The following is a 14,035-nucleotide window of genomic DNA, read 5'->3' as shown; positions in this document are numbered from 1 at the left end:
CACACTCACCACATCAAGGACATCTGCCATGCTCGACAGAAGCAACGAACTCAACGCCTGGGACCGCGACCACTTCTTCCATCCCTCGACGCACATGGGCATGCATGCCCGCGGCGAAACGCCGACCCGCGTCATCTCGTCGGGCGAAGGCGCCTACATCACCGACACCAACGGCCGCACCAGCCTGGATGCCTTTGCCGGTCTCTACTGCGTCAATGTCGGCTACGGTCGGCAGAAGATCGCCGACGCGATCGCCAATCAGGCGAAGAACCTCGCCTACTACCATTCTTATGTCGGTCACGGCACGGAAGCCTCCATCACGCTGTCGAAGATGATCATCGACCGGGCACCCGAAGGCATGAGCCGCGTCTATTTCGGCCTGTCCGGCTCGGATGCGAACGAGACCAACATCAAGCTGATCTGGTACTACAACAACATTCTCGGCCGCCCGGAAAAGAAGAAGATCATCTCGCGCTGGCGCGGCTATCACGGCTCCGGTGTCATGACCGGCTCGCTGACCGGGCTTGAGCTCTTCCACAAGGCCTTCGACCTGCCGCGAGCGCCCGTCCTCCACACCGAGGCACCGTACTATTTCCGCCGCCCGGACCGCTCGATGGACGAGGAGCAGTTCTCGCAATATTGCGCCGACAAGCTGGAGGAGATGATTCTCGCCGAAGGCCCGGATACGGTTGCAGCCTTCATCGGCGAGCCGATCCTCGGGACCGGTGGCATCGTGCCGCCGCCGAAGGGATACTGGCAGAAGATTCAAGCCGTGCTCGACAAGTATGACGTCATGCTTGTCGCCGACGAAGTGGTCACCGGCTTCGGCCGCCTCGGCACCATGTTCGGCTCCGATCACTACGGCATGAAGCCGGGTCTCATCACCATCGCCAAGGGCCTGACCTCGGCCTACGCGCCGCTCTCCGGCACCATCGTCTCCGACAAAGTCTGGCAGGTGCTGGTTCAGGGGTCGGATCAAATGGGCGCGATAGGTCATGGCTGGACCTATGCGGCGCACCCCATTTGCGCGGCAGCCGGCATTGCCAATCTCGAACTGATCGACGAGCTGGATCTCGTCAAGAATGCCGGCGAGACCGGCGCCTATTTCCGCAGCGAGCTTGCCAAGGCTGTCGGCTCCCACAAGCATGTCGGCGAAGTGCGCGGCGACGGCCTCATGGCGGCGATCGAATTTGTCGAGGACAAGGACGACCGCAAATTCTTCGACGTTTCCCGCAAGATCGGCCCGCAGATCTCTGCTGCCCTTCTCGAGCGCGGCGTCATCGGCCGGGCCATGCCGCAGGGTGATATCCTCGGCTTTGCGCCGCCGCTCTGCCTCACCCGCGAAGAGGCCGATATCGTTGTCAAGGCGGCCGCCGGCGCCATCGATACGGTGTTCAAGTCGGTTTGATGGATCAGGGAGCCCGCAATAGCGGGCTCCCCTCCACCGGTTGCGGAACCAATTGTTTGCTCGCCAGTTTGCCTTGTGCAGAAGGAGCAAAACCATGCTGACACTTGAAGACGCACTGATGGTCTCCGCCGAGCGCGTCGCTCATTGCCGTGGAGAGGTCGAACTCGACATCGTCGATATCATCGACAGGTTCGAGGCAGTCGGCTTTTCCCGCAAGGAAGTGCTGGTGGCGCTCAGCGAAATTCTGACGGAGCAATTCGCCGGTCTGCCGGATCTGCCGCGTTTCCATTAAGGCGCTGGCGGCAACCGCGGTCAGCCTGTAGAAAGCAGCGATGGACAGCCGCTTCCTGATAACAGGCGCCGATGACGCCGGAACCACTATTCTTCTCGCCCATGGCGCGGGCGCCCCAATGGATTCCAAATCGATGAATGCTGTATCTGCAGCACTCGCCGACGCGGGTTTCCGCGTCGCCCGGTTCGAATTCGGCTATATGTCTGCCCGCCGGACATCCGGCCAGCGCCGCCCTCCACCGAAGGCCGAGACGCTGCAGTCGGAATATCGTGACGCCGTCGAGGCTCTCAATTGCCAAGGCAGGCTGATCATCGGCGGCAAGTCGATGGGCGGGCGGGTCGCCAGCATGGTGGCCGATGACCTTTTCGCGGCCGGTCAGATCGCCGGGCTTCTCTGCCTCGGCTATCCCTTCCATCCGCCGGAGAAACCAGCGCAGCTGCGCACCGCCCATCTGGAAGGATTACGCACGCCAACCTTGATCGTGCAGGGTACGCGCGACGAATTCGGCACCCGGCCCGAGGTCGAGGGCTATAGGCTTTCGGCAGCGATCCGGATCCTGTGGCTGGAAGACGGCGACCATGACCTGGTCCCGCGCAAGAAGCTTTCCGGCTTCTCGGCGTCCGACCATCTGAAGACAACAGGCACAAAAGTCGCAGCCTGGGCTGCAACGCTGACATAGAGCCGAAAAAGAAAAAGGTGCTCTACCCTTTCGGGGAGCACCTTTTCTTTATTGCCCGGACGGCAAACGCTTGGCTGACCAGAGGTCGGCTTCGCAGGCCATCGATACGGGTGGTGAGCGCTAAATAGCTTCACGCCCCCGCGATTTCAAGGGTTCGATGGGCATTTTCTGCAATTTATTGATCGGCGTCCCCACGACGCTTAAAGGACACCCGCCTCCCATCAGGGCTGGGAGGCGGGCGTACTAGAAAGCCGGTACGCAATACTTGAACCGGCTCGTGTGGCCACGGCCGGAGAATGCCTTGAAATGGGGCGTATTCAAGTGAATGCTGATGTGGTGGTTACGGGGTAAGCTTAACGAGGCCGGGGAGAAGCCTTCGCCAAGCGCCTTATGAGATTTGGCGCGATATGACATGGTCTGTCTGACTCACGCGGCGTAAGTCAAAACGGCGGCAGCTATAACGATCATTGTTACGCTGACCAGACCTATCAGACCGTAATTTGGTGCAGCGTTCATGCTGTCCCTCCTGTTTGATAGTGGGACAGATTTTCCTATAAGGTGTGCCACTTGGTAAAGAACGCAAAACGAGCATCATATTTCATGGTATAGGCGCCGTTAACGGCTGTATTCAGCCAGTTTTTCCGCCTGTTCGACGCCCATTTTGCATCAGATGTCGAGTAGCAGATCGCCACCTTCTGCAGGCACCGAACAGCAGATCAACGCCTCGCCGCCTTCGACTGGATAGCTGGGCTCCGAGATGTAGCTGACAGCGCCTTTGACGATGCGCGTTCTGCAGTCGCCGCAGTTCCCGGCACGGCAGCCATATGCCGGGGAAAGCCCGCGTGCTTCGGCAAATTCAAGCAGTGAACCATCCCCCGGCTTCCATCGCGCTTCCTTGGCAGACTGCGTGAAGATTACCTTCGCAGGCGTTGTCGCAGCAGGAACCGACGGCGGTGTGTTGGGTTGTCCTGCCAAGGTATCGCGCTTCAGGGCCGAGGGACCGAAGGCTTCGGCATGGATGCGCTCTTCCGCGATGTTCAATCCACGCAAACCATCATGAATCGATTGCATGAAGGCGCCGGGGCCGCAGAGATAGAAGTCATAGTCGCCGAATGGCAGATGCGCCTTCAGGAGATTCATGTCGATGCGGCCCGCCGCATCGTAATTTCCCGCATCTTCGGCAGCCGGGGAACTCAGCACTCGGATATCGTGGACCGAGCCATTTGCGCGCTCGACCAGCCCGGCAATTTCCTGATCGAAGGCGCGCTCGCCCACTGTGCGTGACGACCGGAACAGCCAGATCGGCCGGCGGTGACGTGTGCGGTCGCCTTCATGAACCACATGGCGTAGCATCGATAGCATGGGCGTGATGCCGATGCCGGCGGCCAGCAGAACCGCGGGCCGCTTGCGCTCCATCGCCTCGATGGTGAAGGCACCGCCAGGCGCACGTGCCTCGATCTCGTCGCCAGGCTGCATCCGGTGCAGCAGGTTCGATGCCTTGCCCTCCCGCTTGACGCTCAGCCGGTAGTGGCCGTCCGATGGCGCGCTCGATATCGTATAGCTCCGGCGGATATGCTGATCGCCGTCGGCGATGCGGATCGGCAGGTGCTGACCCGCAAGATGCGGGATGAGCGCCTCGCCATCGACGGGTGCCAGTGTCAGCGAACGGATCGTCTCGCTCTCATCGACAGCCTTCTCGATGCGGAAACGCCGCCAGTTGTTGGCCCTTTCGGCGGCCTGCAGGCGGCGCTCCGCCTGCGCCCAGCTGCCGGTCATCAGGCTGCTCGGAGAGAAGCCGTTTTCGGCAAAGGTCCAGCGCAGCGGCAAGGCCTCCGGCCGCAGCACGATCTTCTCCGGTGTGAAGCGCCAGAGGCGCTCGGCACCATCGAACGCTGCGATCTCCGGCGAATCCAGGACGACCTCGACCGCTCCCGTCAACTGCAGCAGGCCGCCGCTTTCGTGATCGACGAACACCAGCCCTGCACGCGGGTTGATCATGAAATTGCCAAGTGTGCTGAAGAACAGGTTGCCGTTGAAATCCGGCACGGTCAGGCTGCCATCGGCATTGATGCGAACGAAGCTCGGCTTGCCGCCGCGGTGGGAAACGTCCACTTCCCGGCCCGCACCGCGATCGGCATAAGAGGCGACGAAGAACGTATCGGCTTCCTCGATGATCTTCCGTGCCTCGCCTTCCAGCCGGTCCGAGACGATTGCCGCGGGAGTGGAGCTTGCAGCCGGATCACGGATGAACGCAAACTGGCGGTTCTGGATATAGCGCGGGCAGTTGCCGAAGCTCTGGCCGACGGTGACGGAAAAGCGGTCATCTGCGCTGCGGCTGACCGTGCCGTTCAGCCGGTTTCTGCGGCGGGTGATCAGATCGACACCAACCATACCGATCGGATCGCCGTCCTCCATGCCGCGCTCGGCCGGATCACTACGATCACGCGCCGCCTCGACATCGAGCGTCAGCGTGTCCGGAGAATGCAGGAAACCGGGCTGCCCGGCGCGGATCGTCGCCCAAGGGGCGCCATCCGGATCGACCGCGCCGATGACGATGAACGGCAGCAGCGGGTAGAACTCGCGATGCTGGTCGAGCAGATAGGTGCGCAGCACCTTGCGGCCGACAGGATCCATCTGCTCGGCCATCCCGACGCTGCGCTGCAGTTCGAGTTCGCCTTCGTGCCAGGGCGAAGCTGGTATTTCGGCACTATCAAGCATGGGAGCCTCCAATGGAGAAGCGGCCGGATGTCTCCGGCCGCGGTTTGCCGCTAGGCGGCAAGGCCAGCCGCTGTCTTCTGGAACGGCACGAAGCCCGGAAGCGCCTCGATCCGGGCCAGCCAGTGGCGAACCTCGGGATAGGCCGCGAGGTCGACGTTCCCCTCAGGTGCGTTGACGATGTAGCTGTAGAGCGAGACGTCGGCGATCGTCGGCCGGTCGCCGATGATGAAACGATGCGTCTCAAGCTCGGCATTGATCAGCGTCAGAATGCGGTGGGCGCGGGCAATCACTTCCTCGGCGCGGAAATTGGCACCGAAGACGGTGATCAGGCGCGCCGCTGCTGGGCCGTAGGCGATTTCGCCTGCAGCCACCGAAAGCCACTTCTGCACCTTCGCCGCCGTTGCAGCATCATCCGGCAGCCAATCCTTGCGGCCAAGTTTCGTGGCGACATAAACGAGGATGGCGTTGGAATCGCTGACCGCCACGTCGCCATCTTCCAGAACCGGCACCTGGCCGAACGGATTGAGCTTTAGATAGTCAGGCGACTTATGTGCGCCGCCGGGGATATCGACTTCGACAAGCTCAGCCTTGACGCCGAGGAGCGAGAGAAACAGGACGGCGCGGTGCGCGTGGCCGGAAAGCGGGAAGTGGTGGAGTTTCATTGGGGTGCCTTTCGCAGCGGGTTGAAATCCGTTGGTCCGAAGACCTGCGAAGAAACCTAGTGATTTCCGCTTTTCTGTAGTAGATAGCGATCTTGATAGTTATCCTCTCGTTTTTCGGAAGGTCAGATGGATCGTCTTGATGCGATGAGCGTGCTTTTGGCGGTGGTCGAGAATGGCAGCCTGTCGGCGGCCTCGCGCGCCCTGCACTCGCCTCTACCGACTGTCAGCCGCAAGATATCGGAGCTGGAGGCCCATCTCGGCATCCGGCTGATCAGGCGCACCAACCGCCGCATTTCGCTGACCGAAGCAGGCGAAGGCTATGTCAGTGCGGCGCGCGAAATCCTCGGACGCGTCGAGGAGGCGGAACGGCGAGCCACCGGCGAATATCTGGCGCCCAAGGGCGACCTGACGATGACAGCGCCGATCGTATTCGGACGGCTGCACGTCCTGCCTGTCATCACCGATTTCCTGAAAGCCTTCCCTGACATCAACATGCGGCTGGTGATGAGCGACCGGCCGGTCAGCCTGGCCGACGAGCACATCGACGTGGCGCTGCGCATCCGCCACCTCTCGGAAAACAACCTGATTGCGACCCGGCTCGGCACCGTCAGGCGAACGGCCTATGCCAGCCCGGATTATCTGCGGCGGCACGGCACGCCCCTTGATCCGCAGCAGCTTGCCGATCACGCCTGCATTTCCTTCGAAGGGGTCACACCGGCCCAGTTATGGGTCTTTCGCCAGGATGGTCAGGATGTCTCCACGCCGATCCATCCCCGGCTTTCCGTCAACACCGCCGAAGCTGCGGTCGATGCGGCGGTCTCCGGTCTCGGCATCACCCGGACGCTCTCCTACCAGGCAAAACGCGCCGTCGAGGACGGGCTGCTGGTGCCGCTACTGGAAGAATTCGAACAGCCACCCTCCCCCGTCAGTCTCGTGCATCTGTCACAGGGCGTCCTGCCGCTGAAGCTCCGGGCCTTTCTCGACTTTGCCGCGCCGCGGCTTCGCGCTGTCTTGCGATAGGCGCCGAAACGCCGTTCACCTTGGCGCCGTCAGCGGCTATACCGGTCTTTTCGCCACGCCATACCGGATGATCCCATGACCCCCACCGTTCTCGACCGCTTCCTGCGCTACGCCGTCATCGACACCCAGTCAGACCCGGCATCGAAAAGCCAGCCCTCGACCGAGAAGCAGAAGAATCTCGGCCGGGTCCTCGTTGAAGAGCTGCTGGAGATCGGCCTTGCCGACGCGCATCTCGACGAGCACGGCTATGTCTACACGACCATTCCCGCAAACACCGCCAAGACCGTTCCGGTGATCTGCTTCTGCTCGCATATGGACACCGCGCCCGACTTTACCGGGACGAACGTCAAGCCGCAGATCGTCAGGAATTACCAGGGCGGCGATATCAGGCTGACGGGCGATCCGCAGCAGGTGATCCGTGTCGCGGATCATCCCGAGCTGAAGAACCAGATCGGCAACGACATCATCACCACCGACGGAACGACGCTGCTCGGCGCCGACGACAAGGCGGGGCTCGCCGAAATCATGACGGCGGCGAAATTCCTGATCGATAATCCCGATATCAAGCACGGGACGATCAAACTGCTGCTTACACCAGACGAGGAAATCGGCCGCGGCGTCGACAAGGCGGATCTCAAGAAGCTTGGCGCCGAGTTCGCCTACACGGTCGACGGCTCGACGGCCGGCGAAATCGAGGACGAGACCTTTTCCGCCGACGGCGTCGAGATCGTCATCCAGGGCCTCGCCATGCATCCGGGCTTTGCCAAGGGCAAGATGGAGAACGCCATCAAGATCGCCGGCGATATCATCGCCCGGCTGCCGAAAGAGATCGCGCCGGAAACGACCTCAGGGCGCGACGGCTTCATTCACCCGACCGGCGTCAGCGGTTCGATGGAGAAGGCCGAGCTCGGCTTCATCATCCGCGATTTCGTCGATGACGGCCTTGCCGCCAAGGAAGCCCTGCTCGAGGGGATCGTCAAGGATGTCATGAAAGCCTATCCCGGCTCCTCCTACACATTCAGCGTCAAGCACCAGTACCGTAACATGAAGGCCGTGCTCGACCGCAATCCGGAGATCGTCGACCACGCGATCGAGGCGATCAGGCGTGCAGGCATGACCCCGCTGCGCGGCAGCATCCGTGGCGGGACGGACGGTTCGCGGCTTTCCTTCATGGGCCTGCCGACCGCCAACATCTTCGACGGCGGACATGCCTTCCACTCGCCGCTGGAGTGGGTGAGCCTGCAGGATATGGAAAAGGCCGTGGCGACGATCGTCGAAATCGCCAGGATCTGGGAGGAGCGGGCTTGAGCCACCGCATGCGGCGGCAAAGCGAAAGTGCGGTTTTCAGTCATTGCACAGCTGAGCAATGATTTGCCTCTGATCTTCCGGTTTTAGATGCCCGAAACATTCGTTTGACATTCGCTTCGTCTTCACTTCTAGTCTGCGTAGTTTCGGTTTGCCGGGGAGGGTAACCGAGACAAAAGGCACACGGGAGGGGAATGTGGGCCAGGCACTTCACGACCTATTCGTGATCGGCGGCGGTATCAACGGCTGCGGGATCGCCCGGGATGCGGCTGGACGCGGCTATTCGGTGGCGCTGGCCGAGATGAACGACTTCGCCTCCGGCACGTCGTCGGGTGCCACCAAGCTGATCCATGGCGGTCTGCGCTATCTCGAACATTACGAATTCCGCCTGGTGCGTGAATCGCTAATGGAGCGCGAGGTGCTCTGGGCAATGGCCCCGCACATCATCTGGCCGATGCGCTTCGTGCTACCCTATCACAAGGGCGGCATCCGGCCTGCCTGGCTGATCCGTCTCGGGCTGTTCCTCTATGATCACCTCGGTGGCCGCAAGCTGCTGCCGCCGACGGCGACGCTCGACATGCGAACCGATCCGGCCGGCAAGCCGCTGAAGGCGCTGTTTACGAAAGCCTTCGAATATTCCGACGGCTGGGTCGACGACGCCCGCATGGTGGTGCTCAATGCCAGGGATGCCAGCGACCGCGGCGCGCTGATCATGCCGCGCACGAAAGTCGTCTCCGCACGGCGCGAGAATGGCCTCTGGACCATCGAGACGGTCGATACGCTGTCGGGACGCAGTTCAACGCATCAGGCCCGCATGCTGGTCAATGCCGCCGGTCCCTGGGTCGATCATGTGATCCGCGCCGCCTTCGGCGAGAACGAGGCACGCCATGTCCGCCTCGTCCAGGGCAGCCATATCATCGTCCGGAAGAAGTTCGAGGGGCCGAAGGCCTATTTCTTCCAGAACCCCGACAACCGCATCATCTTCGCCATTCCCTATGAGAGCGACTTCACGCTGATCGGCACCACCGACCGCGATTACACCGGCGACCCCAAGGATGTCAGAATCTCCGGCGAAGAGACCACCTATCTCTGCAACGCGGCCTCCGAGTATTTCAAGGAGCCGGTGAAGCCCGAGGATATCGTCTGGACCTATTCGGCGGTTCGCCCGCTGTTCGACGATGGCGCCTCGAAGGCGCAGGAGGCGACCCGCGATTACGTGCTGAAGCTCGAAGGCAAGGACGGGACCGAAGTCAACAACGCACCACTGCTGAACGTCTTCGGCGGCAAGCTCACCACCTACCGGCGTCTGTCGGAACATGCGCTGGATAAGATCGGCGAGGCGATCGGCGTCAAGGGCAGTCCGTGGACGGCCAAGAGCCATCTGCCGGGCGGGGATTTTCCGGTGCAGGGCTATGAGGCGGAGGTTGGCAAGCTGAAGGCTGCCTATCCGTTCCTAACGTCGGCCCATGCCCGCCGGCTGACGCGCCGCTATGGCACCAGGGCCAATGTGCTGCTCGGCAAGGCCGCGTCCACGGCCGATCTCGGCAGGCATTTCGGATCGGATCTCTATGAGGCCGAGGTGCGCTATCTCATGCAGAATGAATGGGCCTTCACCGCCGAGGATGTTCTCTGGCGGAGAACGAAGGCCGGATTGCACATGACGACGGAACAGATGCAGACACTGGAGGAGTACATCGCCGCCCTGCCCGCGCAAATGGCCGGATAGAGCGGCATGTGGTCCCCGTCTTGAGGAGGCACGGGAGCCGGAATGCTGGAACTGCGCAATGCCGCAAAGATGGTCGGCGGTGAGTATCACATTCACCCGACCAACCTGACTTTCGAACGGGGAACGCTGAACGTCCTGCTGGGGCCGACGCTGTCAGGCAAGACGTCGCTGATGCGCCTGATGGCCGGCCTCGACAAGCCGACCAGCGGCTCCGTCTATTTCGACGGCGCCGACGTCACCGGCATGCCGGTGCAGAAGCGCCAGGTGGCGATGGTCTACCAGCAGTTCATCAATTACCCGGCGCTCTCGGTCTATGAGAACATCGCCTCGCCGATGCGCATTGCAGGTCACGACGCCAAGACCATCGACGCCGAGGTGCGCAAGGCGGCCGAGCTGATGAAGCTGACGCCGTATCTCGATCGCACGCCGCTCAATCTCTCCGGTGGCCAGCAGCAGCGCACGGCCCTTGCCCGAGCCCTCGTCAAGAACGCCAGCCTGGTGCTGCTCGACGAGCCGCTCGCCAACCTGGACTACAAGCTGCGCGAAGAACTGCGCGAGGAACTGCCGCGCATCTTCGCCGCCTCGGGCGCGATCTTCGTCTATGCTACGACGGAGCCCTCGGAAGCGCTGCTTCTCGGCGGCAACACGGTTACCCTCAGCGAAGGCCGCGTCACTCAGTTCGGCAAGACGATCGAGGTCTATCGCCGCCCAGCCGATCTGATCACCGCCAAGACCTTCGCCGACCCGCCGCTGAACTTCATCGAGGTGACCAAGCGCGCAGCAAGCTTCCAGCATGCAAGCGGTGCGGAGATACCCGTGCCCCGGCATCTCGCCGGCATGGCGGATGGCGTCGTGACCATCGCCTTCCACCCTCACCATCTGGCGCTTTCGCAGCAGACCGGCGCCTCGCCGAAGCTTTCGGCACGCACGCTGATATCTGAGATCACCGGGTCGGAGAGCTTCGTCCATCTGGATTTCAACGGCGTGCGCTGGGTGATGCTGGCGCATGGCATTCACGACATCGACCCGGACACTGAGGTCGCTGTCTTCCTCGATACCCGCCATCTGATGGCCTTCGGGCCGGGTGGACGAGCGATCGCAACCGGCAACCACGCGGCTTAGGAGGCTCACATGGCACGCATCACGCTCGACCATATCCGCCACGCCTACGGGCCGGATCCGAAATCCGACAAGGATTACGCCCTGAAGGAAGTCGATCACGAATGGACCGATGGCGGCGCCTATGCGCTGCTCGGCCCTTCCGGCTGTGGAAAGACCACGCTTCTCAACATCATATCCGGGCTTCTTCAGCCATCGCATGGACGCATCCTGTTCGACGGCAAGGATGTCACCAACCTGTCGACGCAAGCGCGAAACATCGCCCAGGTATTCCAGTTCCCGGTCATCTACGACACGATGACCGTCTACGACAATCTGGCCTTCCCGCTACGCAACCGCGGCGTCGCCGAGCCCGAAGTCGACAGGCGCGTCCGCGAAATCCTCGAGATGATCGATCTCTCGGACTGGGCGAAGCGCAAGGCGCAGCGTCTGACCGCCGACCAGAAGCAGAAGATCTCGCTCGGCCGCGGCCTCGTTCGCAACGACGTCAACGCCATCCTGTTCGACGAACCGCTGACCGTCATCGATCCGCATATGAAATGGGTGCTGCGCTCGCAGCTGAAACGGCTGCACAAGCAGTTCGGCTTCACCATGGTCTATGTCACCCACGACCAGACCGAGGCGCTGACCTTCGCGGAAAAAGTCGTCGTCATGTATGAGGGCGAGATCGTCCAGATCGGCACGCCGGCCGAACTGTTCGAACGGCCGAGCCACACCTTTGTCGGCTATTTCATCGGCTCGCCGGGCATGAACGTCATGCCGGCCAAAGTTTCCGGAAACGCGGTCAGCGTCGGCGAACAGACCATCAATCTCGACTACGCGCCACGCACTGACGGGGCATCGAAGGTGGAGCTCGGCATCCGCCCCGAATTCGTCAGGCTCGGCCGCGAGGGCATGCCGGTCACGATCTCGAAGGTCGAGGATATCGGCCGTCAGAAGATCGTCCGCGCCCGCTTCGCCGGGCAGCCGCTGGCGATCGTCGTGCCCGAAGATGGGGAAATTCCGGAGGATGCCCGGGTCAATTTCGATCCCGCGGCCATCAGCATCTACGCCAATTCCTGGCGCGTCGGCAGGGAGGCCTGATCCATGGAAAAGACCTTGAACAACAAAGCCTGGTTTCTCGTCCTGCCGGTGCTGGTGCTCGTCGCCTTTTCGGCCGTCATCCCGCTGATGACCGTCGTCAACTATTCGGTTCAGGACACGTTCGGCAACAACGAGTTCTTCTGGGCCGGAACCGACTGGTTCGTGCAGACGCTGGAATCGGATCGGTTTTGGGCGGCGCTGCAGCGCAACCTCGCCTTCTCGCTGATCATTCTGGCGATCGAGATCCCGCTCGGCATCTTCATCGCGCTCAACATGCCGAAGAAGGGGCTCGGCGTCCCGGTCTGCCTGGTGCTGATGTCGCTACCGCTGCTCATTCCGTGGAACGTCGTCGGCACCATCTGGCAGGTCTTCGGCCGCGTCGATATCGGTCTGCTCGGCCATACGCTGGAGGCGATCGGGCTCGATTATAACTACGTCCGTGATCCCGCCGATGCCTGGATCACCGTTATCGTCATGGATGTCTGGCACTGGACGAGCCTCGTCGTGCTGCTCTGCTATGCCGGCCTCGTCTCGATCCCCGACGCCTATTATCAGGCGGCGAAGATCGACGGCGCCTCTCGCTGGTCCGTCTTCCGCTACATCCAGCTGCCGAAGATGAAGCGCGTGCTTCTGATCGCCGTGCTGCTGCGCTTCATGGACAGCTTCATGATCTACACCGAACCCTTTGTCGTGACAGGCGGCGGGCCTGGCAATTCGACGACGTTCCTGTCGATCGATCTTGTGAAGACGGCGGTCGGCCAGTTCGACCTCGGCCCGGCCGCGGCCATGTCGATCATCTACTTCCTGATCATCCTGCTGCTCTCGTGGATCTTCTACACCGTGATGACCAGCAGCGACGAAAACGCCTGAGAAAGGAGAGGACCATGGCTCAGACAATGAAATACAAGCCCGCCGGAAACTTCTCCTGGGTGGTTTCGACGCTCTATATCGTCTTCCTGCTCCTGCCGATCTACTGGCTGGTCAACATGAGCTTCAAGGAGAACTCGGAAATCACCGGGGCCTTCTCGCTCTGGCCGCAGAATCCGACGCTCGCCAACTACGCGGTGATTTTCACCGATCCGTCCTGGTATAACGGCTACATCAACTCGATCATCTATGTGGCCATGAATACGGTGATTTCGGTTCTGGCGGCCCTGCCTGCGGCCTATGCGTTTTCGCGCTACCGGTTCCTCGGCGACAAGCACCTGTTCTTCTGGCTCTTGACCAACCGCATGGCACCGCCCGCAGTTTTTGCCCTGCCCTTCTTCCAGCTCTATTCGGCCTTCGGGCTGATCGACACCCATATCGCCGTGGCGCTGGCGCATTGCCTGTTCAACGTGCCACTGGCGGTCTGGATCCTTGAAGGCTTCATGTCCGGCGTGCCGAAGGAAATCGACGAGACGGCCTATATCGACGGCTATTCCTTCCCCCGCTTCTTCGTGAAGATCTTCATGCCGCTGATCGCCAGCGGCGTCGGGGTCGCGGCCTTCTTCTGCTTCATGTTCTCGTGGGTGGAGCTGCTGCTCGCCCGCACGCTGACCACAACCGCGGCAAAGCCGATCTCGGCGATCATGACGCGAACGGTCTCGGCGGCCGGCATGGACTGGGGTGTGCTTGCGGCGGCCGGGGTGCTGACCATCGTGCCCGGCGCACTCGTCATCTATTTCGTTCGAAACTACATCGCAAAGGGCTTTGCCCTGGGCCGCGTCTGAGGAGGAGACGGAAATGAGCTTTTCCTGGATGGCCTGGACACTGCCGACGGCGCTGTTCTTCCTGACGATCCTCGTGCTGCTCGCAGGCATGAGCGTCTGGGAATATTTCGTGCCGGGGGGCTCTCCGCGCACCGGCCTGCTGCGCTTCGAGACCACGCGCGGCGACCGTCTCTTCATCTCGCTGCTGGGGGCAGCGTTCATTCATCTCGCATGGCTGGGCCTTGTCGGACCCGGCCTGTGGTGGGCTCTTGGCATCTCCGTGATCTACGCGATCGGCGTGTTCCGTTACGTGTGATGCCAAGTTTAGACAG

The 14,035-nt window shown here is 61.8% G+C and carries 13 protein-coding genes; 11 read left to right on the top strand and 2 right to left on the bottom strand.

What is annotated here, in order from left to right; translation table 11 throughout:
* Window positions 1-28 precede the first annotated feature (28 nt).
* The 3 genes from AC1DJO_RS07145 to AC1DJO_RS07135 all read left to right on the top strand — a co-directional run bounded on the left by AC1DJO_RS07145 (window position 29) and on the right by AC1DJO_RS07135 (window position 2,379).
* Complete coding sequence (locus AC1DJO_RS07145) at window positions 29-1,408, top strand: aspartate aminotransferase family protein (RefSeq protein ID WP_112388224.1); 1,380 nt, start codon at window positions 29-31, stop codon at window positions 1,406-1,408.
* A gap of 94 nt (window positions 1,409-1,502) precedes the next feature.
* On the top strand, window positions 1,503-1,700 hold the full coding sequence (locus AC1DJO_RS07140) for a hypothetical protein (protein ID WP_112388225.1): 198 nt from the start codon (window positions 1,503-1,505) through the stop codon (window positions 1,698-1,700).
* 40 nt (window positions 1,701-1,740) lie between these two features.
* Complete coding sequence (locus AC1DJO_RS07135; protein ID WP_112388226.1) at window positions 1,741-2,379, top strand: alpha/beta hydrolase family protein; 639 nt, start codon at window positions 1,741-1,743, stop codon at window positions 2,377-2,379.
* A gap of 666 nt (window positions 2,380-3,045) precedes the next feature.
* Here AC1DJO_RS07135 and AC1DJO_RS07130 read toward each other — a convergent pair.
* Together AC1DJO_RS07130 and AC1DJO_RS07125 are read right to left on the bottom strand one after the other, a co-directional pair.
* Window positions 3,046-5,097, bottom strand: a complete 2,052-nt coding sequence (locus AC1DJO_RS07130; protein ID WP_477969542.1) for an FAD-binding oxidoreductase — start codon at window positions 5,095-5,097, stop codon at window positions 3,046-3,048.
* A 50-nt stretch (window positions 5,098-5,147) separates the two neighbouring features.
* Window positions 5,148-5,759 (bottom strand): glutathione S-transferase family protein, encoded by a 612-nt coding sequence (locus tag AC1DJO_RS07125; RefSeq protein WP_112388228.1) that lies wholly within the window; start codon window positions 5,757-5,759, stop codon window positions 5,148-5,150.
* Between the two features lie 126 nt (window positions 5,760-5,885).
* Here AC1DJO_RS07125 and AC1DJO_RS07120 point away from each other — a divergent pair, with 126 nt between their 5' ends.
* The 8 genes from AC1DJO_RS07120 (at window position 5,886) to AC1DJO_RS07085 (ending at window position 14,019) form a co-directional block, all read left to right on the top strand.
* Entirely contained in the window at window positions 5,886-6,779 is an 894-nt protein-coding gene (locus tag AC1DJO_RS07120) for a LysR family transcriptional regulator (protein WP_112388229.1), read from the top strand.
* 75 nt (window positions 6,780-6,854) lie between these two features.
* Window positions 6,855-8,087, top strand: coding sequence for a peptidase T (gene pepT / locus AC1DJO_RS07115; protein WP_112388230.1), 1,233 nt, complete (start codon window positions 6,855-6,857; stop codon window positions 8,085-8,087).
* A 193-nt stretch (window positions 8,088-8,280) separates the two neighbouring features.
* Window positions 8,281-9,810 carry a glycerol-3-phosphate dehydrogenase gene (glpD, locus tag AC1DJO_RS07110; RefSeq protein WP_112541036.1) on the top strand — a complete coding sequence of 510 codons (1,530 nt, stop codon included), beginning with the start codon at window positions 8,281-8,283 and terminating at the stop codon, window positions 9,808-9,810.
* Between the two features lie 42 nt (window positions 9,811-9,852).
* The gene (locus tag AC1DJO_RS07105; RefSeq protein ID WP_112388232.1) at window positions 9,853-10,932 is read left to right on the top strand and encodes an ABC transporter ATP-binding protein; all 1,080 of its coding nucleotides are present in this window, start codon (window positions 9,853-9,855) and stop codon (window positions 10,930-10,932) included.
* Window positions 10,933-10,941: 9 nt separating this feature from the next.
* Complete coding sequence (locus tag AC1DJO_RS07100) at window positions 10,942-12,012, top strand: ABC transporter ATP-binding protein (RefSeq protein WP_112388233.1); 1,071 nt, start codon at window positions 10,942-10,944, stop codon at window positions 12,010-12,012.
* Window positions 12,013-12,015: 3 nt separating this feature from the next.
* A complete protein-coding gene (locus AC1DJO_RS07095; RefSeq protein WP_112388234.1) occupies window positions 12,016-12,882 on the top strand; it encodes a carbohydrate ABC transporter permease in 867 nt (288 codons plus the stop codon).
* 14 nt (window positions 12,883-12,896) lie between these two features.
* Window positions 12,897-13,724 (top strand): carbohydrate ABC transporter permease, encoded by an 828-nt coding sequence (locus AC1DJO_RS07090; protein ID WP_112388235.1) that lies wholly within the window; start codon window positions 12,897-12,899, stop codon window positions 13,722-13,724.
* Window positions 13,725-13,737: 13 nt separating this feature from the next.
* Window positions 13,738-14,019, top strand: a complete 282-nt coding sequence (locus tag AC1DJO_RS07085) for a DUF2160 domain-containing protein (protein WP_112388236.1) — start codon at window positions 13,738-13,740, stop codon at window positions 14,017-14,019.
* Window positions 14,020-14,035: the final 16 nt, after the last annotated feature.

It is taken from the genome of Rhizobium sp. 05N430, assembly GCF_056396985.1.
This window is presented reverse-complemented; position numbering and strand designations above follow the sequence as displayed.